Here is a 21682-nt window from a genome sequence, read left to right on the forward strand (position 1 = left end):
CGCTGTCAAAAATTGAATTGAAGTGAATCAACTCGCGGTCGGTGGATTTGCCCGATTTTACCGACCGGATATCTTAGCTTCGATCTTGAAGAATGGAATCAATGATCTCAATTCGGGTGCGGTAGTACACAACCATCTTGCCTTTGCGTTGCCTTATCGCCGTCAACCACAACATCGGCGCCAACATGGCACCTACCATCCACGCAACTAACCAAACCAGTCCGACCATCTGAAATAAGGTGCCGGTCAGCAGCATCCACACAGACCCCGCCATCCCTGCAAGTAGCCAAAGACTCGGGATATTCAAAACGATGTCCTTGCGCATCTGCCAAAGCTTTTTCTTACATCGTTTGAACTCTTGGTGAAGAGCGGGCGTCTCGCAATCCCATAACTTTTGAGATGCCATGTTAACTATGTCCCGGCCCGCAACCTGACCTACTTGGTTATGGAAATCTTGCCTGCCCATTGCTCCGTGTCCCCTAATGTTTGCTACGAGCTTTCGGATTATTTGAGGTTTGCTGCCACTCCGGGCGACGCCCGCTCCCCATTGCGACACACTGAATGTCAGGTGCCTGTGGATTATCGATAATGCTCCCGACGGAGTAGGGTTTGCCATCGAATGCGCAGCCGTTCAATGCCGATTGGGCCGTAAGTGCCTTTTCACGAAACGCGTATGTTCCGTATCCACCAGTTGCCGCAGCAGCAAAAGCGAGTAACGCCAAAATCCTGAGGCGACGCACACTGTGTCTCACATTAGCCAAGGCGCTAACAGCCGCCTTGTTCCGCTCGTTTATCTGTGAGACCTCGTCTGCGGCATCCATTAAACGCGAATACTTGTTCTCAGACGCCTCCAGGTCGCGAGTCTGGCTCTTGAAGCGCTTTTCCAGGCTGGTGTATGCCTGATGATATTGGACGAGCTGAGTTTTTATCTTGTCCCTCTCAGCGATGACAGAAGACAGTTGGTCTGCCAAAAGTCTAAGTTTGACTGTCAGGTCCGGATCGTTTCCGGCGGAGGCGGCCTGACGTTTGAGCTGAGCGTTTGATAGCAGCAGTTGGAGGATGGCCTCGGTCGGCTTGATCTGCTCAATGCTCATCTCCTCAATATTGTCGTTTCCTAGAATCCGGTGAATGGACGTCCAAGTTTGCTTCCCCGACTCCCCGTACTCGTCTTCGAGCTGTTTGACGTAGTTGTTTAAGGAACGACGCTCATCCTTTGTTAGCGGTCGCCCCTTCGAGTGGTGGTGATTAACGATGTCACGCCCCGCGACTTCCCCGACCTGGCCATGAAATTCTTGTGTCATTACTTACCTTTACGCACCTTGCCGTTATTCACGATGTCTCGACCAGCGATGTCCCCCGTCGGCGCTTGGTGAAACACCTGCATTGAACCTTCATACCTGGTCCCTTGCTGTGATTCGGATATCGGCGCTGGCTTTCTGCACAGTTGCACCACGGCCTTAGCGAGCTGCTGCGCGTCCAATTTTTTGTCCAGAGACAGCAGCGCGACCGCATCAAGTACAGCCTGATGGACTGCCGCCTCTCCAATCCCACCGCCGCGACGCTCCGCAGTCACGATGTATTGGATGTCTGCGCCTACCGACGCAAACGCACTAAGTTGCTGCGCCGTGGGAAACGTGTTGCCGGCCTCCCATTCTGCATAGGCACGCCTTGAAACGCTTGCCAAGCCCGCGAACCCCTCTTGGTTAAACCCCAAGCGCTTCCGCTCCTCCTTTAGTCGATTGCCAATCATGAAGAAAACACCCCAAAAAATTACTTGACTTGTGAAGCTAACTTCACAATAATTGATTCACACCGTCCAACAACGAACGGCAACTTAATCGGCACTCTGCAAAGTGCCGGCCGCCTCTCGCTAGGAGCCAGCCATGAAACTACGTACTGCTGATGAAGCCCGCGCCGAGCTTCAGTCCAAAGGCATCTCGATCACCCAATGGGCCATCGCCAACCGCTTTTCCCCGAATCTGGTGTTCGAGGTCTTGGGCGGCCGCAAAAAATGCGTCCGGGGTCAAGCCCACGAGATCGCTATCAAACTTGGGCTCAAGGCCGGTGAAATCTGCGCAGACCCCGCGAAGGCCCTCGCATCTGTCCATCGTCGCGCTGCGTGAGGCCGCTATGCACGATTGCCTCGGCTTTCCCATTAGTGCTCGTCTGATAGGCGAGAAGCACGTGCCTCGTCCAGTTGCTCGCACAGCCATGCCAACGTCGGCCGTGCTTCAGAGTTCACCGTGTGATTCTGTGGCCAGCGCCGCGTGCGCAAAAACGCCTGAAGACGCGACGTATCAAAGCCCTCCTGTGTTTCCAGGGCCGCAACAAGAGTGAGCCAGGCGGAGGCGAGTGCGTTGACTTGACCTTCGAGTTGTTCAATGCGTCGACTTTCGCCCATGAGCCTTTTCCTCTTCGGATTATCTGCTGTCAATCCTACATCCTGCAAATGGCTTTCGACAGTTGCAAAAGCCGCCATTGTTTGGAAGTGGTGTTTTTGAAGGGACTCCAATGAGCCGCCGCAATTGGAAACACATCCAGCCGACCTCGCTACGCCAGGCGCTGGAACTGTGCAAAGACCACGCAAAGGAGCGTCGCAACCTTTCGGTGGAGCGCATCGCTGAGCGCATGGGGCTTGCTGATCACTGGGCACTCTACAAGTGGTTTCAGAACGGGCGTATGCCGCTGAACCTTGTCCGGCCGTTCGAGAATGCTTGCGGCATCGACTTCGTGACTCGCTGGCAGACCGCCAGCGCTGGAAAGTTGCTCATCGACATTCCCGTCGGCCGCACCGCTGACGCGGCGGACATCCAAGCGCTCCAAGAGACGCTCAACACGGCGGTTGGCCACCTCCTGCAGTTTTACAACGGAAAGTCAGACGCCAACGACACGCTTGCCGTCATTCAGAAGGCTATGGAGGGTCTTGCCTGGCACCGGGGGAATGTCGAGAAGCACGCGCAGCCTGAATTGGACCTTTGCAGAGACTTACGATGAAAGAGACTCCGAAAACAGCACAGTCCGCCGGCAAGGTGCTCGAGGTTCTGAATGTGCTCCTGGGGCACTTTTCTCACGGGTTGACGCCCACGGAACTGTCGAAGGCAACCGGTCTGGAGCCTAGCGCAATCACGCGCTACGTGGCGACGCTCGAGGAGAAAGGCTTTGCCGAACGCATCCCAGAGACCGGCCGCATTCGCCCCTCATCGCGCCTCGCCCAGCACGCAGTAAGCATTCTGCGCTCGCTCGATTCTGCCCGACAGCGAATCGATGAAATGACCAACCGTCTGACCACTCAAATCTAAGGAGAGCTCGATGGCTCGAAAGCCGCTACAGACTGAAAACACCGCCGTGGTGGTAACCGACGCCGATACCCCGGCGCTGCCTGCGATGCGTGAGGCTGCCAACCAACTCGCCGTCATGCACGAAGAGCGTCAGGCCACTGTGCGCGCCGTCGCAACTCAACTCGGCTACCAGTTGCCCGCGGACTGCACCGATCCCGACCTTATCCAGCGTGACATCGCGGCCAACATGCGCCGCAGTGTGGAAGCCTGCTTGGAAGTCGGGCGTGGTCTGCGGGTGCTCAAGGAGGCGTGCGAACACGGTCAATTTACCGCTCGCCTAGACGCTCTCGGCATAGAAGATCGCGTCGCACGCCGGTTCATCCAGTCGGCGGTCAAGTTTACGAACCGGGCGACGTCGCCCGTTTTGAAGGCGGTCGGGGGGCAGTCCAAGTTGTTTGAGATGCTTGTATTGGACGACGAGCAAATCGAGGAGCTGGAACTGACCGGCCAGACCGGCGAGCTAAAGCTCGACGACATCGCCACCATGAGCGTCAAGGAGCTACGTGCCACCCTGCGCGAAACACGCGAGAACGCTGAGGCACAGTCCCGCCTGCTTGCCGACAAGAACGCCAAGATCGACGAGTTGGCCGCCAAGATCACGACAAAGAGGCCTCGCGTGCAGACGCCGCCGCCTGATGTCGAGGGCCAGGAAATTCGCAAGGAGGCGAGCCAGTTCGCCTTTGAAGCTGAATCGGTAGTTCGCGGCAAGCTGCGCGCGGCCTTTCAGTCACTCGCCGAACACGCCGAGAAGCACGACATGGTCCACGACGATTTCATGGCGGGCCTGTTGTGCCAGGTCGAGGTGTCGGTCAAACAATTGCGCGGCGAATTCGGTGTCAAGGACACCCCGGACGGAGAAGAAATCCCGGCCTGGCTGCGCAGCGACGAAACCACCGAGGCATAACACATGAACGCCGTCCTGACCGAACGATTGGTGGCCGTAGCTCACGCTGCTCGAAAGGCCGGGCATGGCGCCAAAGGGGCGATTTACGATGCAGCGTGCCGCGAACTGCGGATGTCACGCGCCACGCTGCTCAAGAAGCTCAAGGAGGTATCGGTCGTGTCGCAACGCAAGCGCCGCTCCGACGCTGGGCAAAGTGCGTTGGCGAGAGATGAGGCGATGATGATCTCTGCCGTTCTGATGGAATCGACGCGAAAGAATGGCAAGCGGCTCTACTCGGTCGCCGATGCTGTCGAAACGCTGCGCGCCAATCAGATGATTCGAGCCGAGTATCTCGACGATGCGACCGGCGAGTTGCGCCCCCTGTCGGAGAGCACAATCCACCGCACACTGCGTATGTACGGAGTGCATCCGGACCAGTTGCTCGCGCCGGCCCCCGTCACCGAGTTGGCCAGCCTGCATCCGAATCACGTCTGGCAGATCGACGCGAGCCTGTGCGTGCTGTATTACCTGAAGCCCTCCGCTGATGCTCGGGCGAATGGTCTGCGCGTCATGGACCACGCCGAGTTCTATAAGAACAAGCCGAAGAACATCGCTCGCATTGCTGCCGACCGGGTGTGGAGCTACGAGATCACGGATCACACCAGCGACTGGCTCTACACGGAGTATGTGATGGGCGCTGAATCGGGGGAAAACCTTTGTTCGGTGCTGATCAACGCCATGCAAGAGCGTGATGGGGCTGACTTGCTCCACGGCGTGCCGCGCATTTTGATGCTGGACGCCGGCTCAGCCAACACGGCATCCATGACCCGAAACCTGTGTCGATCGCTGGGCATCGAGATGATCGTCCACAAAGTCGGCAACGCACGCGCCACCGGTCAGGTGGAGAACGCACGCAACATCATCGAGCGCAAGTTCGAGCCGGGCCTCAAGTTCCAGCCAGTCAACAGTCTGGACGAACTGAACACCTTGGCAAGGAAGTGGCGGATGCACTTCAATGCGACGGCTGTCCATCGGCGCCACAAACAGACACGCAGCCAGGCGTGGATGGCGATACGTGCCGACCAGCTGATTAAGGCTCCTATCGTTGACGTATGCCGCGAATTGGCCGTGGCGACACCTGAGAGCCGGAAGGTTACGCCGAAGTTGCGAGTGCCGTTCCAGGGCCGCGAATATGACGTCTCGACGGTGCCCGGCGTGATGGTCGGCGAGAAGGTGATGGTCACCCGTAACCCCTGGCGCGATGACGCTGCGCAAGTGGTGCTTATCGGCGAGGACGGTCACGAGGTGTTCCACGTCATCAACGAGGTGAAGAAGACGGAATTCGGCTTCAGCGACGATTCCGCCGTCATTGGCGTGAGCTATCGGCGTCACGCTGAGACACCGGCCCAGAGTGCCCTCAAAGACATTGAACAACTGGTCACCGGCACAGAAAGTCCAGCTGCAGCAGAGGCTGCACGCAAGGCGAAGTCCCTGCCGTTCGGCGGACAACTCGATCCGTACAAGCACATTGACAACACCACGCTGCCGACGTACCTGCCGCGTCGTGGTACCGCTCACGACCTTGTTGCGCCGACGATTGAGTTGCCACCGCTTTCTCACGTGGACGCTGCCAAGCAGATCAAGCCGAGAGTCGAATTCGCAGGTGGGAAGTGGACTGCCGAACGCTTCCAGTGGTTGCAGCAACGCTATCCGGCAGGTGTTCCGCAAGAGCAGCTCGACGCTATCGTCGCCGAGCTTTCCGGCCCCAGAGCGGGCCATCAGAAACCGCTGCAGCTGCTGCGTGCAGCGGCTGGAGGTGAATGATGCTGAAGCTGAAGAACTTGCTGGCCCAAGCCAGCTGCAAACAGGCCGACTTGGCGAAATCTCTGAATGTCTCGCAAGCCACGGTTGCGCAAATCGTCAATCACGGCGAATGGCCCAAGAGCCTCGACGAGCTTGATCTCAAGGAGCGCATTCTGGATTTTCTCGAAGGGAAAGGCGTTGCGCCGAACTTACTCGAGAGTGCCTTTGAAGAGGTTGATCAGACCGACGTGCGCGAACGTGTCCACGCGTTCCTCGCCGATATCGGGGTCGATCCATCCGAGCTGCCCAAGGTTCTTGAAGCACAGGTGAGCGAGCCGCGCGCCAACGCGGCCCGCTCGGTCACCAAGTCGAAATCCGCTATCGAGTCCAACCCGGAGGAATCTATGTTACTGCGCAAGCAAACTCTTTATCCAGCGGCACGTAAGCATTTCAGCCTGTTCCGCGACCCGTTCCAGGACGATATCCAGGCCGCAGACGACATGTACGTCAGCCCCGACATCCGCTATGTGCGCGAGGCAATGTTCCAGACGGCTAAACACGGAGGCTTGCTCGCCGTCGTGGCGGAAAGCGGTGCTGGCAAGACCACGCTGATGCGCGACCTTGAGGATCGCATCGTCCGTGAGAATCAGCCCATCTTGCTGATCAAACCATATGTGCTTGCGATGGAAGACAACGATCAAAAGGGGAAAACCCTCAAGTCGACGCACATCGCGGAAGCATTGATGGCGGCTGTCGCTCCGCTTGAGAAGCCGAAATCCAGCCCTGAGGCGCGCTTTGCGCAGTTGCATAAGGCGCTGCGCGAAAGCCATACCGCCGGTTACCGGCACTGCTTGGTGATCGACGAAGCTCACGCGCTACCTGTCCCAACGATCAAGCACCTGAAGCGCTTCTTCGAGTTGGAGATGGGCTTTAAGAAGTTGCTCTCGATCATCCTGATTGGCCAGCCGGAACTGAAGGCCAAGCTTTCCGAGCGTAATCAGGATGTGCGTGAAGTAGTCCAGCGTTGCGAAATGATCGAGCTGGCTCCGCTCGACGGCACCCGCCTGGAGGAGTACCTCAAGTTCAAATTCGATCGCCTGGGCAAGCAGATCGGTGAGGTTATCGACCCGAGCGGAGTCGACGCGCTGCGAGCCAAGCTGACGATGACGAGCACCCGGCGCGATCGTCCTGAGACGGTGTCTCTGTTGTACCCGCTTGCCATCGGCAATCTGCTGACGGCCTGCATGAACTTCGCTGCCGAAATCGGCTCGCCGACCGTGACTGCAGACGTCGTGAAGGGGGTGTGAGATGGGAGCCTCGCTGACTGTCGTTCCGACGACGTTACCGCAAGTCAAAGAGAGCGTCTGCCGGGTGTTCAACCCCGGCTTGACCGATCGATTGGGAGTCGCCAACTGTGCAGCACGTGCCCTGCGTGACATGGGTTATCGGGTCATCGATCAGGTGCTCTATCCGGAGCGTGGCGATAAACCGGAGCTTCGCATTGTCCGTGATCGACAAACGTCGATTAGCCCTCTGCTGGACGCTGCCGGCGAGCGTCGGTGGCGTAACGAAGGCGGTGTGAGACGTGGCTATGCCGTGTTCCATGGCGTGACCGTCAGTTGGGAGGACGCATGAGCAAACCAACCGTCACCATGTGCCCGACGCTGGCAAATCCCGACGTCATTGACAGCGTGCCCGAGCTTCGCGCAGAGCTGCATCGAGCCAACGGCAATCTCTTGCAACTGGCGGATGAAACGCATGAGTTGCGGCACGTCCTGCAGGGCGTATCCCAAAGCCTTGCGCGTGTCGTTTTCCTTCACATGCGTGGGCACCACGACGCCGTGGCGAAGGAGCTTGACGTGATTGTCACCAATCACGTCAAGGTGACGCCTAAGCAGCAGGGAGGGATCCACTGATGCGCACCCGCTGCCCGAGCTGCGGCACGACGCTTTCGCTCGATGCCCTGGTAGCACACGAAGCCGCGCGTGAAGCGCTTGCGGCCGCGTTCAGGCTGTCCGGCCAAATTGGTTCAGCGTTGGTGCGGTATGTCGCATTGTTCCGTCCGGAATCGCGCGAGCTGACGATGGATCGCGTTGCTCGCCTCATCGGTGATCTTCTTCCGGACGTGCAAGCGCAGCGCATCACCCGTAACGGCCAGTTATATGACGCGCCACTGGAAGCGTGGGTGTGGGCGGTAGAACAGGCGCTCGCCGCTCGTGATGCCGGCCGACTGACGCTGCCGCTGAAGAGCCATGGTTGGCTCTATGAAGTCATCAGCAACTGGCGTCCCCAAGCCGGTGCGGTGGTCGTAGCCGGTGAACCGCGTGTCACGCCGTCGAAGGGCCAATCCAAAACACTGTCGGCAATCGCCGCCTTGGAGGAGCGCGCCCGTGGTTGAGAAGTGGCTCGAGCGGGAAGTCTCACGCGGCCTGCAGGGGTTAGTTGCCCTTCGACTGCCTGGTGCTCCCGCCGAGGACAGCGTGACTCTCACGCTGGATATCTGGCTCGCCGCGATCGAGGATCTGGCGTCCTCCTGGAGTGAACAAGCTGACGAGCACCGGGTACGACGGGCGTTTCGCACGCTGTACCGCATCTGTGATCGCTGGCCGGCGCCAAAGTTGTTTCTTGACAACCTCGGCAATCGGGATCCGCCGCGCGCGCTTCCAGCGCCGGACCTGACCAAAGAGGAGCGGCAACGCAACAGCGCAAGGATCCGAGAGGCCGTGGCTCTGTTGGCACGAAGTAAGTCAGCCGAGCAAACCGAGCTGCAGAGGCAACAAAACATCGCCAAGGTTCGCGTGTTTCACGAACGCCTGGCCAGCAGTAACTCAACGCAATCAGAAAGCAAGGAGCAATAGATGAGCGACACGATTCCGGCCGGGTACTGGCGCGACGGGGAAGGACGGCTGATTCCCGAAAACATGGTCAAGCCGATCGACAAAGCACGCGACGCATTGGTCCGCGAACTGGTCGGGCACGCTAAGTCCGCATCGACGGTCCTGGCGGACTTCAAAGCGAAAGCATTCGGTGACATTGGCGCGTTCGTAGAGATGTCGGGCGAACAGTATGGCGTGAAGCTCGGCGGGGTGAAAGGGAACGTCACGCTGCTGTCGTTCGACGGCCATTTCAAGATCGTTCGCCAGATCCAGGAGCACCTCGTATTCGACGAACGCCTGCAGGCCGCAAAGCAGTTGATCGATGAGTGCATTCGGACCTGGACGCAAGGCAGCCGCGACGAAATCAAGGCACTCATCAATGACGCGTTCCAGGTCAACAAGGAAGGAAAGATCAATACGGGCCGCGTTCTCGGACTGAAGCGCCTGAATATCAGCGACGAGAAGTGGCAGCGCGCTATGCAGGCGATTGCAGACAGCGTGCAGGTGGCCGGGAGCAAGCCCTATGTCCGTATTTACGAGCGGATCGGTGACACCGATCAGTATCAGCCGATCAGTCTTGACGTCGCGGCGGTGTGACATGAGCAAGACCACAGGAACCGTGATCGTAAAGCGTAGTCGCAACGGCACCACGATTCGAGCGACGGGCAGTGCAGCGAATGTGCTCTTTGAAGCGATGGTTCAACAAGTCGCCGGTGCAACGACGTCGCTCGGGGGCGCAGAGCGAAAGCCGTCGCAATCGAAAGGATTTACCACCAACCAGCAGTCCAGACGAAAGGAAAAGCAATGAACAAGCAAGAACTCATCAAGCAGTTGGCGAACAACGCAGATGTGACCAACAAGCAAGCGGAAGCGGTACTCAACGCGCTCAGCGCCACGGTGCTGAACCACATTGGCGTCGGAAAGCAGTTGATGATCCCCGACTTGGGCAAGTTCACCTTGGCGGAACGAGCAGCGAAGATCGGCCGTAACCCGAAGACCGGCGAAGCGATTCAGATCGCCGCAAAGCGGGTGCCGAAATTCACGCCGGCCAAGGCGCTCAAGGATGCTGCGGCAGGTTAAACCGTTGCCTCAAGCTGCTCACCCTCGCGGGCAGCTTCGGGAAACGATTGACGGAGACCACAATGACGAGCGATCACAGCAAAATTCTGGACAAGATCAAGAAGTGCCTTGCTCTCTCGGCCAGCTGTAATGAGCACGAGGCCGAAGCGGCACTACGCCAGGCACGCAAGCTGATGGAGGCGCATGGCCTGACCGAAACACACCTCCAGGCGACCGGTGCCGACGAGCGGCGCGCCAAAGCCGGGGTAAGGAGCCGCCCCTCGCGGTGGGAGACCATGCTGGCGCAGAACATCGGCGACGCTTTCAATTGTGTGGTCATCTTCTCCGGAAGTGGTTGGGCCGTGTCCGGAGAATGGTGTTTCATCGGGTGTCAAGCCGCGCCCGAAGTCGCCGGGTATGCGTTCGCGGTGCTGAGCAGCCAGGCAAAGCGGGCGCGTGCAAACCATATTCGCGAACGTCTTGGTCGCTGCAAGGGGGCCACCAAAACTCGACGTGCAGATCTGTTCAGTGAGGGATGGGTACGTGTGGTCGCCGGCGCCATCGCTGCATTTTCATGCACAGCCGAACAGAGCGCCGCTATCGGTGCCTATTTGGAAGTCCATTATCCGACGCTCAAGAATCTGCAACCACGCGATCGCAACGGTGGCCGACGCCTTCGGGATCATGAGTATGGCGATTATGTTGCCGGCCGCTTGTCGGGCCAGGACGCCAAACTCCACCGAGGCATCAGCGCGGGCGCTCAACCTCTGGCACTGGAGTCCGCGCAATGAGTCGGCCAGGCGAACGCCAGCGCCTGATCCGGCTGATTCACGTCGCCAAGCATGATTTGTCGATGGATGACGACACCTATCGTGACATCCTGCTGCGCGTTGGAAAGCGGTCCTCCAGCGCCGAACTTGCCATTCCAGAACTGGAGCGCGTGTTGGAGCACCTGAAACGTTGCGGGTTTAAGGTGCGTTCCAAAGCGAAGCCGTCCCGAGCGATGGCTCAGGATCGGCAGAGCAAAAAGATCCGCGCGCTGTGGTTGTTCCTGCACAAACTGCAGGCAGTCCGAAATCCGACCGAGGAAGCGCTGGCCGCCTACGTCAAGCGCATCACCGGTGTGGACGCCTTGCAGTGGATTGACGGAGAACAGGCCGAGCGTCTGATCGAGTCCATGAAGCGTTGGGCAATGCGGTTTCTGCCGCAAGCCGTCAAAGACATGGTTCCGCAGGTTGGCGAAATCACTGACGTGGAGCGGGCGCAGTTGAATACCGCGCTCAGCCATGCATTCGCATCGGGAACGTTCGACCCGATGCAGGCTGCCTGGGAGCGGCTGAACGACATTTTGACGCAAGGGAGATAGACATGGCTGATGGTGCATTCCACGATAGCCGTCTTAAAGGCGATTTCAAAAGCAAGGGGCCGGAGCTGCTGATTGACCTCGCAGATCAGTGCACACAAGCGCTGAAGGAGTGTGGTGGCCTGACCGATGAGTTGGCGGTTCAGGTCGCGCGTGAAATTGCCGACCGCATGGCGGCTCATTGGGGTGGTCAGAACATCTATTTCCCGATGGGCCTGTCCTACAAGCTTTCGCAGCGAGATCGCCAGATCTATGACGATTTCAATGGCGCAAACCACAGCGAGCTTGCTCGCAAGTATGGTGTCTCCCTGCAGTGGATCTACAAGATCGTGAAAACGGTCCGCCAGGAGGAGATGGCCCGGCGTCAGGGGGATATGTTCGCTGAGTAAAAAACGGGCCAATCGTGGCCCGTTTGTATTTTCGCCCGTTGCAAGTCATTTTCTGTGGGGCCGTCCGGGTTCTTCCCATATCATCCCGGTTAGTCCCATTTATCTTTCGTCCCCTGGTCAAATATCTCAACGTCTCTCACCCGGCAGAAATTTGTTTTTGCCACCGTTGGGCCGTATGATTGCCCGGACGTTTCGACCTCATAGCGAAGTTTTTCGGACGTAAGGGGAGTGGGCATGGGCGACCGGATGAGAAAGCCAGCGCAGTCTCAGGACGCGACACACGTCGTGCAGGCCAGATCGACTGTGGCGGGTGGTGGCCAGTCCGACTTCGCTGACAACCGGCCCGAGGCCGAGGGGCTGCGCCAGTTGCAGGCCATGGCCGATAACAGCCCGCGCATGGTCGCGCAGCGTCAGGCGCAGGCGCCGATCAACCGCACGGGGCTCCCCGATTCACTAAAATCCGGCGTCGAGTCGCTGTCCGGCATGAGCATGGATCATGTGCGGGTGCACTACAACTCGTCGGCCCCGGCGCAACTCAATGCCCACGCTTACGCGCAGGGCAGCGACATCCACCTTGGACCCGGGCAGGAGCAGCACCTGCCGCATGAGGCCTGGCACGTGGTGCAGCAGGCACAGGACCGGGTGCGGCCAACAATGCAACTGAAGGCCGGCGTGCCCGTCAATGACGATGAAGGGCTGGAGCGCGAAGCCGATGAAATGGGCACGAAAGCGCTTGCGGCCGCCAACCCGGCGGCAGCCTAGCTACGCCCCCATCGCCACGCGAACCAGCACCACCGTCGCTCCGTTCTCCCGCAGCAACGCCATCGTGCCGCCCAGACGCTGCGCACGCCTGCGCATACTGTGCAGGCCGGCACCCGCGTGAGGGGTATCAACGCCACCGGCAGCACTGCCAACGCGCCCAACGTCAAAACCCACGCCGTTATCTTCCACCCGCAAGGTGATCGCTTCGCCCTCGTCTCGCAAGTCGATGCGAACCCGGCTCGCGCGGCTGTGCTTGAGCACGTTCGTGAGCGCTTCCTGAAGAATGCGCAACAACTCCAGTGACTGCGCGGCGCTCAGCTCGCACTGCCCGATGCCGTCCAGCTGCCAGTCGCATTCGATCTTTTGACTCTCGAACAGCACGGTGATCCGGTGCCGCAACGGCGCAATCTGTTCGGCCAGCGTCAGCCCGCCGTTCTGATGCGTGGCGGCCGTATCGATGACCATGCGCAACTCGTCGCGCAGCTCTTTCAGCAAGCCGAGAAATCGTTCCGGCGGCAGCGTATGCGGTGCGTGCTCGATGGCGGCGATGCTCGACACCAGCGCACCGCCCAGACCGTCATGCAGGTCATGCGCGAGGTTCAATCGTTCCGCCAGACGGGCGTTCGTGACTTCGAGTTCGTGCTGACGATTGAGCGTCAGCGCCAGTTCGTCGCGGGCATTGTCCACTCGTACGCGCAACTCGTCGTTGAACTGCGCGATGCGACGTGCGTTCTCTGCAAAGCGTCGCGCCAATACCACCGCCATGCCGATCATCAACACCTGCGATGTCTGCGCGGTGTAGTAGACATTGGACGCAAGCACCCCAAAGAACACCAGAAAGTCGTGCGTACCGGCGATGACGAACGTCAGCGCACAAAGCGATACCACGCGCTGTTCTAGCTGCCGCTCTCGCCATGTGAGGGCGAAGAGCAAGAGACAACTGGCCAGATATGTCACCCCGGGGATGACCGCCCAAATGGCGCGCGTGCTCGCGATACTCGGGTGCGGCATCAGTACCAGCCACACGGCACCGATGCCGAATATCGACCACATGGCCGTTTCGATTCGCGGCATTCTGCGCCCGCAGAAGCGCAGCACGAACATCGTAAAACAGCCGCAATACGCCAGAAACGCAATCGAGACGAACACTTCCCACGCGTTGTTCGTCACCCACGGCCAAGGGCGTGTGGCGACCTGATTGACGGCGTAAAGCCACCACGTGAACGACATCGCACTGAACCAGCCGTAGGCGGTTTCTTCGCGCCGGTACAGCCACAGCGTGAGCACGAAGATGCCGAGCGTGATGGTGATGGCCAGACTGAAGAGTTGCAGGTCGCGCCGCACCCATCGCTCTTTCTCGTAGCGCGCGTGAATCTCTGCCGGCGCACCACGTACGACAGGGCCGAGCCCCGGGCTGTAGGCGGAAAGCCCGGACACGCGCACGAGCAACGTGTTGACGCCCGGTCGCAGTGCCGGCGCTTCCACCACCCAATAGCGCGGGGTATTCCAGGCACGGGTGAGAGGTTCGACCAGCGAGTCGTCGCGAGAGAGCAGGCTGCCGTTCAAATAGACGGCGCCTGCCATGTTCAGATATTCCAACAGCAAGCCGCGCGCCTGTGCGGGTGACGCCTCCTGCCACGTGAGCCGGTACCAGACCACGCCGTCGTAGTGGGGCCAGCGGGTGCTCCAGACATCGGGCAGCGTGACGTTCTCCCAGCCGGTCTCGGGCGGTTGCGCGGCATGCCAGTCGGCGCCGGCACGCACGGCTTCGATGCGCTCGAACGTCAGGGGACGAAGATCGGTGCCCGCGCCCGGCAACTGAGCATGAGCGGCACCCGCCAGCAGGCCGAAGACCGCGAGGAGATGACGTAGCCGAAATCGATGGAAGTGCAGGAAGTACAGGAAGTGCAGGGCGGGCCGGAGCGCAGCAATCAGCGTCAGGGCAGCAAGCCAAACGTGCGGGCTTCGAACACGGCTTGCGTGCGCGAGTTGACGGCCAGCTTCTTGTAGATGTTCTTGATATGGCATGCGACCGTGAGACTTGAGATGGAGAGCAAGGCTGCAATCTCGCGGTTCGTCATGCCTTTGGCGACGAGCCCGAGAATCTCGATTTCTCGCGGGCTCAATGCCGGTGCCGCGTCGGCCGTTTGCGTCTGGCTTTGACCTTGACCTAGACCTAGACCTCGACCGGTCCCACTGCCCCCACTGGCCGCCGGCGGCGATACGGCGGCCTGCGATGGCCGGGTAACGCCGACGAGGCTGAGGATGTGTCTGGCCACAAACGGATCGATCGGCGCGCCCCCGCGTAACGCGCTGCGAATCGACAGCGCGATCTCCGTATCGTCGCGCTCCTTGAGCAGATAGCCGGTGGCGCCTGTGCGCAACGCGCCCACGATGATCTGCTCGGTACTCCACGCGGAGATTACCAGAATAGGTAGCGCCGGATCACGGGCGTGAAGCTCGCCAATCAGGTCGATGCCGCTGCCGTCGGGCAGGCCCACGTCGATGAGCGTGAGCGCGAACGGTTGATCGGCCAGAATCGCGCGCGCCTGCGCCAGACTGCCGGCCACGTGCACGGCGTCGTCGGTATAGCCAAGGGACGTGAGGATGCTGCGCATCCGCGTCTGGGTGGCGGGGTCGTCTTCCACGAGCAACAGCGGGCCGGGCAGAACCGGCTCGGCGACGGCGGGCGTGCTGGCAGACATGGCGGTGTGGGGTAGCGGAGAAGGGACCAAAAAGCGACTAAAAGGGACTGACGGATGACGCAAGTTAGCACGCCGGCATAACGGGCGCCCATCCCCGAAACAGGGGAGGCGGCGCGCCCCTCGGCTTCCCTTACTCAATTCGGGGGATAGTGCACAAGGGCTGCGCAGTGCTAAGTTTCTCCGGAAATTACCGCGCCTTTCCAAACGCACCAAAAACGATCAAAAGCGATCAACAGAGCGGCGCGCATCCTGTCAGTCGGCACACGATTCGGAGTACGGGGGCAAGCGTGCGAGGCAAATCATCTCAGGTGGCGGTACCGCTTCGCTTGAAGGCGCTTTGCAGCGTTGCAGGCGTCATGCTCGCCGGTCCGGCGTTCTCTCAAACCTCCGGGCCGCTGTTTCTCGACTATCGCGGTGCCGCAGGCGGGTGCTGTCACAGCGACAACGGCTACGACGGCGCGCCCGGACAAATCGACGTCGAACGCACGATCACCGGCCTGAACATTCGCTCGGCCAATGGCGCCACCGGGGTGGCCGTCGACGTGAGCGGCGGCAACGGCGGCAATGGCAACACCAACGACGACGACAGCGGTCGCGATCACTGGGGCGGCAACGGCGGCTTCGGCCGCATCGTCGACTTCGGGCTGGTCAACAGCACGGTCGTCAGCAACGGCGCAGGCGTGTCGGTGCTCTCGAAGGGCGGCGATGGAGGTCTTTGGGGCAACCGCGCGAACGGCAATGGTAACGGCAACAACGGCAATTTCGCGCGGCTGACGATCGATGGCGGCACGGTGACGGCCGTGGGATACGGCCTGTCGGCGCAGGCGATTGGCGGCAATGGTCAGGCGAGTGCAATTCCGTCGTACGCGGGCATCCAGCCCGGTCTGAACGCCGGGATCGGCGGCAACGCCGGAGACGCCAGCGTGGTGGTGCGCGGCGGGGCCAGCATCACAGCGACGGCTGCCGGTAGCAACGGCGGCGCGGCGATTCGTGCTGAGTCGCTGGGCGGACAAGGCGGTCTGGGCGTTGACGATTCGGAGAGCGGTTACGTGCTCTCCGGATGGGGCGGCAACTCGGGCAACGTCACGGTTTCGATCGCGGACGGCACGGTGGCCGCCCACGGCGATGGCGAGGTGGGCGTGCTGGCGCGCTCAATCGGCGGCAGTGGCCCGGCGGGCGTGAGCACGGACGTGAAGGGCTCGAATGGCGGCAACTCGGGGCAGGTGACGGTGACCAATGGCGCCGCCATCACGACCGACGGTGCCAACGCGCCGGGCATTGCCGTGTACAGCCTTGGGGGGCGCGGCGGCGATGGCGGGGGCGGTGTGACGGGCAGCGGCTTCACCGGTGGCGACGGCGGTACACCGGGCGGGGCGTCCGTGACCAACACCGGTAGCATCACCACGCAAGGCCTCGGCTCGATGGGCATTCGCGTATCCGTGGTTGGTGGCGCGGGCGGCAACGGTGGGGCAGCGGGCCCGTGGTCGGGCCACGGCGGCAACGGCGGTGGGGGCGGCAACACCGGACAATTGGCCGTCACGATCCAGAACGACGGCAACATTTCGACCGCAGGCAAAGACGCCCTCGGCATTCTCGCGCACGCCGTGGGCGGCGGTGCAGGCTCGGCCGACGTGAGTCAGGGCCTGATGAACATCGGCGGTGGCGCGGGCGGCAACGGCGGGCTGGGCGGCAATATTCAGGCCGACAGCAACGGTTCGATCTTCACCACCGGCGATCAGAGCGCCGGGGCCTTGATTCAGAGTATTGGCGGTGGGGGCGGACACGGTGGCGACGCCGATACGACCGGCATCATCGTGGGCGTCGCGACTGGCGGACACGGTGGCGCCGGCGGCGCGGGGGGCACGGCCACGATGGATCTGGGCGGCGCGATCTCGACAGCGGGCGCAGGTTCTGCGGGCCTCATTCTGCAAAGCATCGGCGGCGGCGGCGGCGCGGGTGGCTCTGCCAGCGCGATCACCGTGGGTATCGGGCTCGGCGTGGCGGTCAGCCACGGCGGCAGTGCAGGGGGGGGTGGTGCGGGGGGCACGTCCCGCCTGACGCTGGAAAACGGCAGCAGCATTACCACGCAAGGCGCGGCCAGCGACGGTGCGGTGGTGCAGAGCATTGGCGGTGGCGGCGGCTACGGTGGTCTGGCCAGCTCGGCGGCCATTACCATCGCACCCGATCTCGGGCCTGAAATACCGACAGCCACGTTAAGCCCGCACTACACCGCAGGAGGCAGTGGCGGCGACGGCGGCAACGGCGGTTTCGCGCAAGTCGACAACGCCGGGGGCATCTGGACGCAAGGCGACAAGAGCATCGGCATTCTGGCGCAGAGCATCGGCGGTGGCGGCGGGGGCGGCGGCAGTGCGGCGGCGGCGTTGCGCACGTCGACGATTGCGGCGGCGGGTAGCCGGTTCAACATCAGCGTGGGCGCATCCATTGGTGGTTCGGGTGGCCAAGGCGGCTTCGGTGGTGTGGCGACGGTGACCAACGAGGTTTCCGGCAGCGTTGCCACCGCGGGCGATCACGCGCCGGGCATCGTTGCGCAGAGTGTCGGTGGTGGTGGCGGCAGCGGCGGTATCGTCCAGCAGGAGACTGCGCAATCGTTCTCGGCAACGCTTGGCGGACCCAGCGCGGCGCTCGGGAGTCTGAAGTCGCTGGTCAACTGGCTGGCGAGCGGAAGCCAGCCGCCTTCGGTCTCGTTCGGATCGCTGACGGTGGGCGTGGATGTTCGCGTGGGCGGCAGCGGGGGAAGCGGCGGCGACGGCGTGGGTGCCAGCGTCTTCAACAAGGGACGGGTGACAACGGCCGGCGACGGCGCTGCGGCCATCGTCGCGCAGAGCATCGGCGGCGGGGGCGGTCAGGGCGGGACGGCGGCGTCGACAAGTGTGTCGAGCCTGATGTCCAGCATCGACAATCTGCTTGGCGTGGTCGCAGGTAAGGTCGGCTCGTACTTCGACCTCTCGCCCAACGTCGGCACGAATGTCGCGGTTGGCGGTTCGGGCGGCAGTGGCGGCAATGGCGGTCCCGTGAGCATCGCCAACAGTGGCCTTCTCGCGACGAAAGGTTTTTCGTCGCCGGGGATCGTGGCGCAAAGCGTCGGCGGCGGGGGCGGTGCTGGCGTTGCCACTGCGCAGAATCTCGAAGCGTTCGTCGCGAACTGGGCACCCAATAGCGCACCGGAAATCATCGGTGAGGTGACGCGCATCATCGATCTGCTCGGCGCCAATCTCGCAAGCGCACAGCACAACGTCAACGTCAGTGTCGGGTCACAAGGCGGCAGCGCGGGCGTGGCCGGACAAGTGAATGTGGACGCGAGCGACCCGGCCAGCAATATTCAGACAAGCGGCGACAGCTCACCGGGCATTCTCGCGCAAGGCATTTCGGGCGGCGGCGGGATGGCGGGGGCCACCAGCTATACGTTCGGGTCGAGCAGTTTCGGCACCGCCGCCGGCGCATCGACACCGGCGTTGTCGCTGTCGCTCGGCGGAACTTACGCGGGCAATCTGGGCAGCGTCAATACCGCCCCATATCCGGTGGTGGTCAAGAGTGGTGGCGTGATTGCCACGCAGGGGGCCGATGCAAGCGGCATCGTTGCGCAGAGCATCATGGGCGGTGGCGGAGCGGCTTCGGTTGGCCTTGCCGGTAACGCGAGTACGCATCTGGCAGATGGCCAGCAAGCCACTGCGCCGACGATCACGCTGGGCAGCACGTTGAGCGGCTCGATGTCGCCTGCATTGATGACCGGCAGCAGCGTCAACGTTCTCAGCGGCGGCAGCATCTACACCAGCGGCGCGCTATCGCACGGCATTCTGGCGCAGTCGGTGTCGGGCGGCGGCGGGGTCGCCGGGCTGACGGCGAGCGCGTCAATGACGGCGTTGCTCGCGGGGTCTGTCGTCACGCTGGGCGCATCGCAGTCGGGGAACAATAGCCTGATTGCCAATGCCGGGAGCGTCCTTGTCGATCTGTCGAGCGCCACCGGGAGTGCGAACTCGCCCTCGGTGATTGCAACGCAGGGAACGCTCTCGTTCGGCGTGCTCGCACAAAGCATTGGCGGTGGCGGTGGCTATGCTGCACTGGCGAGCGGTGGCGCACCGTCGACGCTGCCCGTCACGAGTCTGACGCTCGGCGCGAAGGACCACACCGGGGGCGCCGGATCGGACGTTGCCGTGACCGTGGGCAATAACGTCGTGGTGCAGACGCAGGGACAGAATGCGCATGGTGTCGTCGCACAGAGCGTGGGCGGGGGCGGCGGTATCGCCGGTCTGACGACGGCCCCGGGGCTTGTCACGCTGGCGTCGGTGAACAACACGTTCAGCAATGCGGGGATTAATGACGGCGGCACGGTCGAAGTGACGGTCGCCGGTGGCATCCGCACGCAAGGCGATGGCGCGGCGGGCGTGCTCGCACAAAGCGTGGGCGGCGGGGGGGGTATTGCGGGCGATGCGGCAGCCGTGACGTATGGCCTCGACATGGTTCGCTTGGCCAACGTGTCCGGTGCGGTGGGGGCGGGCAACACGGTGCGGGTGAGCGCGTCGGGCAGCATCGTGACGTACGGCGTGAATGCACCGGCCATTCTCGCGATGAGCTTGGGCGGCGGCGCGGTGTTCACCGACGGTGGTGTGCTGCTGAAGAATCCGCCGAACTGGAGCGGCAATGCCGGTGGCGAGATCGATGTGAGCGTGCAACCCGGCGCGACAGTGGCGGCCATGGGCGCAGGCTCCCCCGCCATTGCTGCGATCAGCATGGGCAACGCGGGCACGACCGGCAACAACGTCATCGAGGGCAAGCCGATCAGCGTGACCGTGGGCAAGGGCGCGACGGTCTTGGCGAATGCGACCTCGGGCATCGGCATTCTGGCGATCAACACCGATGGCGTGACCATCGACAATGCGGGCACCGTCTCGGCGGCCACGGCCATCGAGTCGTTGGGCAAGGCGAGCGTCAACAACAGCGGCATCATGCAGGGCAATGTGCAACTCACGACCGACAGTACGTTCGTGAATCAGGCCGGTGGCGAGTTGCGTGCGGGCCAAAGCGTGACCGTGGGACAACTCCAGAATTTCGGCACGTTCAGCCCCGGCGGTCCGGGTGTCTTTCAGGTGTCGCACGTGTACGGTGCGTTTTCGCAGACGGGCACCGGCGTGTATGCGCCCGATCTCGATTTCACGCGTCACAACAGCGACTTTCTGGTGGTGTCCGGTGCGCTGACGTTCGGCGGCAGCGTGGTGCCGGTGCTTCACAACCCGGTCAAGAACATCTGGCTCGGGATCGGTCACTTCGACCAAGCGCCGACGGGCGAGACGGCTGTCGCGAAGAGCACGGCCATCGTGTTCAGCTACCAGATGAAAAACAACGGCGGCGGCTCGCAAGACCCGCTGATCTCCGTCGACGCCAATTTCCGGCCGCCGGGCGTCGCCCTGAACGCCAACCAGACGTCGTTCGCCAACTTTCTGCAAACGCATTGGGACATGGGTGTCGTGGATACCGGGCCGCTGTTCCAGCCGTTCGCGAATGTGGGCGACGCCGCGTCGTACCGCAAGGCACTGGATGTGCTCTCGGGCGCGGCAACGCTCATGCGCGCCGGTTCGCGCGGACACGAAAATTACGACTTCCTGAATCGGCTGATGAGTTGTCCGCAGTTCGACGGCGTGGGCACACGTCTGGCCGAGGGCAGTTGTGTGTGGGGGCGTGTGATCGGCACGCGTGCCGATCGTTTCGATACGGCAGATGACGTCGGTTTCCGCAGCCAGCAGGTGACATATCAGTTCGGCGCGCAAAAGGAGATTGCGCCGGACTGGTTCTTCGGTGGCTCGGCGAGTTATGTGGTGACGCATGCGCGCTCGTCGGATCGCTCGCTCGATGTGTCGAGTGACGGCTTCCGTGGCGGCGTGACGTTGAAGCGGCAGATGGGGCCGTGGCAGATCGCACTGGCGCTGTTGGGCGGTTACGAGAGCGGTACGCAGAACCGGACGATCGACTATCCGGAGGCTGTCGCGCGGGCGACGAGCAAGCCCGATGCGTTCTTTGTCGGGGCGCGGTCGCGACTGTCGTATCAGGTGAATTTCGCCGACTGGTATGTGAAGCCATATGCGGATCTCGATGTCGTGTACGACCGCAGCGGGGCGTACAGCGAAAGCGGGGCGGGGGTGCTCGATCTCGCGGTGCAAAGTCAGGGGCGCACGACGGCGGTACTGAGTCCCACTGTCGAGGTGGGAGGGCGCTTCGACTATCGCGGCGTGACGCTGCGTCCTTATCTGTCGCTCGGTATGAGCTTTGCGTCGAAAGGCGATGTGAGTACCGAAGTGTCGCTGGTGCAGTTTCCGAGTGCACCCTTCGTGATTTCGTCGTCGCAACCCCGCGTCTACGGCAACTTCGCCGTGGGGGTGGAGCTGCTCTCGGGCAAGGGGCTGGAAATGCGTGCCGAATACAGCTTGCGCACCGCACCTTCGCAGACGGTACAGAGTGCGGCGTTACGACTGGCGAAACACTTCTGACGTG

The 21682-nt window shown here is 61.9% G+C and carries 24 protein-coding genes; 18 read left to right on the forward strand and 6 right to left on the reverse strand.

Going from position 1 to position 21682, the window contains the following annotated elements; genetic code table 11:
- Nucleotides 1-73: 73 nt before the first annotated feature.
- The 3 genes from AT302_RS05700 to AT302_RS05710 all read right to left on the reverse strand — a co-directional run bounded on the left by AT302_RS05700 (nucleotide 74) and on the right by AT302_RS05710 (nucleotide 1750).
- Nucleotides 74-406: a hypothetical protein gene (locus AT302_RS05700; protein WP_157125693.1), complete on the reverse strand. Its 333-nt coding sequence runs from the start codon at nucleotides 404-406 to the stop codon at nucleotides 74-76.
- Between the two features lie 73 nt (nucleotides 407-479).
- Nucleotides 480-1301, reverse strand: coding sequence for a hypothetical protein (locus AT302_RS05705; protein WP_058377600.1), 822 nt, complete (start codon nucleotides 1299-1301; stop codon nucleotides 480-482).
- Complete coding sequence (locus AT302_RS05710; RefSeq protein WP_058377601.1) at nucleotides 1301-1750, reverse strand: helix-turn-helix transcriptional regulator; 450 nt, start codon at nucleotides 1748-1750, stop codon at nucleotides 1301-1303. Before AT302_RS05710 ends, AT302_RS05705 begins: the two co-directional genes overlap by 1 nt.
- A gap of 133 nt (nucleotides 1751-1883) precedes the next feature.
- On the opposite strand from AT302_RS05710, the gene AT302_RS05715 reads away from it, so the two are divergent.
- On the forward strand, nucleotides 1884-2123 hold the full coding sequence (locus AT302_RS05715) for a DNA-binding protein (protein ID WP_058377602.1): 240 nt from the start codon (nucleotides 1884-1886) through the stop codon (nucleotides 2121-2123).
- A 32-nt stretch (nucleotides 2124-2155) separates the two neighbouring features.
- Here the strand turns inward: AT302_RS05715 and AT302_RS05720 are convergent, their stop codons facing one another.
- Complete coding sequence (locus AT302_RS05720) at nucleotides 2156-2512, reverse strand: hypothetical protein (RefSeq protein WP_157125694.1); 357 nt, start codon at nucleotides 2510-2512, stop codon at nucleotides 2156-2158.
- Here AT302_RS05720 and AT302_RS05725 point away from each other — a divergent pair.
- From AT302_RS05725 to AT302_RS05800, 16 genes are all read left to right on the forward strand, one after another.
- On the forward strand, nucleotides 2512-2994 hold the full coding sequence (locus AT302_RS05725) for a hypothetical protein (RefSeq protein ID WP_058377604.1): 483 nt from the start codon (nucleotides 2512-2514) through the stop codon (nucleotides 2992-2994). The genes AT302_RS05720 and AT302_RS05725 overlap by 1 nt on opposite strands.
- Entirely contained in the window at nucleotides 2991-3299 is a 309-nt protein-coding gene (locus AT302_RS05730; protein WP_058377605.1) for a helix-turn-helix domain-containing protein, read from the forward strand. The genes AT302_RS05725 and AT302_RS05730 overlap by 4 nt, the downstream gene beginning before the upstream one ends.
- A 10-nt stretch (nucleotides 3300-3309) precedes the next feature.
- Nucleotides 3310-4242 (forward strand): hypothetical protein, encoded by a 933-nt coding sequence (locus tag AT302_RS05735; protein WP_058377606.1) that lies wholly within the window; start codon nucleotides 3310-3312, stop codon nucleotides 4240-4242.
- A 3-nt stretch (nucleotides 4243-4245) separates the two neighbouring features.
- On the forward strand, nucleotides 4246-6045 hold the full coding sequence (locus tag AT302_RS05740; protein WP_058377607.1) for a DDE-type integrase/transposase/recombinase: 1800 nt from the start codon (nucleotides 4246-4248) through the stop codon (nucleotides 6043-6045).
- Complete coding sequence (locus AT302_RS05745; RefSeq protein WP_084656037.1) at nucleotides 6042-7331, forward strand: ExeA family protein; 1290 nt, start codon at nucleotides 6042-6044, stop codon at nucleotides 7329-7331. The genes AT302_RS05740 and AT302_RS05745 overlap by 4 nt, the downstream gene beginning before the upstream one ends.
- Before the next feature lies 1 nt (nucleotide 7332).
- Nucleotides 7333-7659, forward strand: a complete 327-nt coding sequence (locus AT302_RS27495; protein WP_157125695.1) for a hypothetical protein — start codon at nucleotides 7333-7335, stop codon at nucleotides 7657-7659.
- Entirely contained in the window at nucleotides 7656-7940 is a 285-nt protein-coding gene (locus AT302_RS05755) for a hypothetical protein (RefSeq protein ID WP_058377610.1), read from the forward strand. The genes AT302_RS27495 and AT302_RS05755 overlap by 4 nt, the downstream gene beginning before the upstream one ends.
- Complete coding sequence (locus AT302_RS05760; protein ID WP_058377611.1) at nucleotides 7940-8422, forward strand: hypothetical protein; 483 nt, start codon at nucleotides 7940-7942, stop codon at nucleotides 8420-8422. The genes AT302_RS05755 and AT302_RS05760 overlap by 1 nt, the downstream gene beginning before the upstream one ends.
- Complete coding sequence (locus AT302_RS05765; protein ID WP_058377612.1) at nucleotides 8415-8882, forward strand: hypothetical protein; 468 nt, start codon at nucleotides 8415-8417, stop codon at nucleotides 8880-8882. Before AT302_RS05760 ends, AT302_RS05765 begins: the two co-directional genes overlap by 8 nt.
- Nucleotides 8883-9497, forward strand: coding sequence for a DUF3164 family protein (locus AT302_RS05770; protein ID WP_058377613.1), 615 nt, complete (start codon nucleotides 8883-8885; stop codon nucleotides 9495-9497).
- A gap of 1 nt (nucleotide 9498) precedes the next feature.
- The gene (locus tag AT302_RS05775; RefSeq protein ID WP_058377614.1) at nucleotides 9499-9708 is read left to right on the forward strand and encodes a hypothetical protein; all 210 of its coding nucleotides are present in this window, start codon (nucleotides 9499-9501) and stop codon (nucleotides 9706-9708) included.
- The gene (locus tag AT302_RS05780; RefSeq protein WP_058377615.1) at nucleotides 9705-9980 is read left to right on the forward strand and encodes an HU family DNA-binding protein; all 276 of its coding nucleotides are present in this window, start codon (nucleotides 9705-9707) and stop codon (nucleotides 9978-9980) included. Before AT302_RS05775 ends, AT302_RS05780 begins: the two co-directional genes overlap by 4 nt.
- 62 nt (nucleotides 9981-10042) lie before the next feature.
- Complete coding sequence (locus AT302_RS05785; RefSeq protein ID WP_058377616.1) at nucleotides 10043-10750, forward strand: DUF2786 domain-containing protein; 708 nt, start codon at nucleotides 10043-10045, stop codon at nucleotides 10748-10750.
- Nucleotides 10747-11325, forward strand: a complete 579-nt coding sequence (locus tag AT302_RS05790; protein WP_064675042.1) for a gp16 family protein — start codon at nucleotides 10747-10749, stop codon at nucleotides 11323-11325. Before AT302_RS05785 ends, AT302_RS05790 begins: the two co-directional genes overlap by 4 nt.
- 2 nt (nucleotides 11326-11327) lie before the next feature.
- Entirely contained in the window at nucleotides 11328-11711 is a 384-nt protein-coding gene (locus AT302_RS05795; RefSeq protein ID WP_058377617.1) for a Mor transcription activator family protein, read from the forward strand.
- Between the two features lie 246 nt (nucleotides 11712-11957).
- Nucleotides 11958-12473: an eCIS core domain-containing protein gene (locus tag AT302_RS05800; protein ID WP_218918987.1), complete on the forward strand. Its 516-nt coding sequence runs from the start codon at nucleotides 11958-11960 to the stop codon at nucleotides 12471-12473.
- On the opposite strand, the gene AT302_RS05805 is transcribed toward AT302_RS05800, so the two are convergent.
- Nucleotides 12474-14501: a sensor histidine kinase gene (locus tag AT302_RS05805; protein ID WP_064675043.1), complete on the reverse strand. Its 2028-nt coding sequence runs from the start codon at nucleotides 14499-14501 to the stop codon at nucleotides 12474-12476.
- Nucleotides 14411-15178, reverse strand: a complete 768-nt coding sequence (locus AT302_RS05810; protein WP_058377619.1) for a response regulator transcription factor — start codon at nucleotides 15176-15178, stop codon at nucleotides 14411-14413. Before AT302_RS05810 ends, AT302_RS05805 begins: the two co-directional genes overlap by 91 nt.
- 308 nt (nucleotides 15179-15486) lie before the next feature.
- Here AT302_RS05810 and AT302_RS05815 point away from each other — a divergent pair, with 308 nt between their 5' ends.
- Nucleotides 15487-21678, forward strand: coding sequence for an autotransporter outer membrane beta-barrel domain-containing protein (locus AT302_RS05815; protein WP_157125696.1), 6192 nt, complete (start codon nucleotides 15487-15489; stop codon nucleotides 21676-21678).
- Nucleotides 21679-21682 lie beyond the last annotated feature (4 nt).

This window comes from Pandoraea norimbergensis (assembly GCF_001465545.3).
Lineage (GTDB): Bacteria > Pseudomonadota > Gammaproteobacteria > Burkholderiales > Burkholderiaceae > Pandoraea > Pandoraea norimbergensis.

What these genes read in the sequence shown, in the direction of transcription:
- AT302_RS05755 (WP_058377610.1), top strand. Translation starts at nt 7,656, where the DNA reads ATGAGCAAACCAACCGTCACCATGTGCCCGACGCTGGCAAATCCCGAC.
- AT302_RS05785 (WP_058377616.1), top strand. Translation starts at nt 10,043, where the DNA reads ATGACGAGCGATCACAGCAAAATTCTGGACAAGATCAAGAAGTGCCTT.
- AT302_RS05790 (WP_064675042.1), top strand. Translation starts at nt 10,747, where the DNA reads ATGAGTCGGCCAGGCGAACGCCAGCGCCTGATCCGGCTGATTCACGTC.
- AT302_RS05810 (WP_058377619.1), bottom strand. Translation starts at nt 15,178, where the DNA reads ATGTCTGCCAGCACGCCCGCCGTCGCCGAGCCGGTTCTGCCCGGCCCG.
- AT302_RS05770 (WP_058377613.1), top strand. Translation starts at nt 8,883, where the DNA reads ATGAGCGACACGATTCCGGCCGGGTACTGGCGCGACGGGGAAGGACGG.
- AT302_RS05705 (WP_058377600.1), bottom strand. Translation starts at nt 1,301, where the DNA reads ATGACACAAGAATTTCATGGCCAGGTCGGGGAAGTCGCGGGGCGTGAC.
- AT302_RS05700 (WP_157125693.1), bottom strand. Translation starts at nt 406, where the DNA reads ATGGCATCTCAAAAGTTATGGGATTGCGAGACGCCCGCTCTTCACCAA.
- AT302_RS05730 (WP_058377605.1), top strand. Translation starts at nt 2,991, where the DNA reads ATGAAAGAGACTCCGAAAACAGCACAGTCCGCCGGCAAGGTGCTCGAG.
- AT302_RS27495 (WP_157125695.1), top strand. Translation starts at nt 7,333, where the DNA reads ATGGGAGCCTCGCTGACTGTCGTTCCGACGACGTTACCGCAAGTCAAA.
- AT302_RS05735 (WP_058377606.1), top strand. Translation starts at nt 3,310, where the DNA reads ATGGCTCGAAAGCCGCTACAGACTGAAAACACCGCCGTGGTGGTAACC.
- AT302_RS05805 (WP_064675043.1), bottom strand. Translation starts at nt 14,501, where the DNA reads ATGCCATATCAAGAACATCTACAAGAAGCTGGCCGTCAACTCGCGCAC.
- AT302_RS05800 (WP_218918987.1), top strand. Translation starts at nt 11,958, where the DNA reads ATGAGAAAGCCAGCGCAGTCTCAGGACGCGACACACGTCGTGCAGGCC.
- AT302_RS05745 (WP_084656037.1), top strand. Translation starts at nt 6,042, where the DNA reads ATGATGCTGAAGCTGAAGAACTTGCTGGCCCAAGCCAGCTGCAAACAG.
- AT302_RS05780 (WP_058377615.1), top strand. Translation starts at nt 9,705, where the DNA reads ATGAACAAGCAAGAACTCATCAAGCAGTTGGCGAACAACGCAGATGTG.
- AT302_RS05795 (WP_058377617.1), top strand. Translation starts at nt 11,328, where the DNA reads ATGGCTGATGGTGCATTCCACGATAGCCGTCTTAAAGGCGATTTCAAA.
- AT302_RS05715 (WP_058377602.1), top strand. Translation starts at nt 1,884, where the DNA reads ATGAAACTACGTACTGCTGATGAAGCCCGCGCCGAGCTTCAGTCCAAA.
- AT302_RS05775 (WP_058377614.1), top strand. Translation starts at nt 9,499, where the DNA reads ATGAGCAAGACCACAGGAACCGTGATCGTAAAGCGTAGTCGCAACGGC.
- AT302_RS05725 (WP_058377604.1), top strand. Translation starts at nt 2,512, where the DNA reads ATGAGCCGCCGCAATTGGAAACACATCCAGCCGACCTCGCTACGCCAG.
- AT302_RS05710 (WP_058377601.1), bottom strand. Translation starts at nt 1,750, where the DNA reads ATGATTGGCAATCGACTAAAGGAGGAGCGGAAGCGCTTGGGGTTTAAC.
- AT302_RS05760 (WP_058377611.1), top strand. Translation starts at nt 7,940, where the DNA reads ATGCGCACCCGCTGCCCGAGCTGCGGCACGACGCTTTCGCTCGATGCC.
- AT302_RS05740 (WP_058377607.1), top strand. Translation starts at nt 4,246, where the DNA reads ATGAACGCCGTCCTGACCGAACGATTGGTGGCCGTAGCTCACGCTGCT.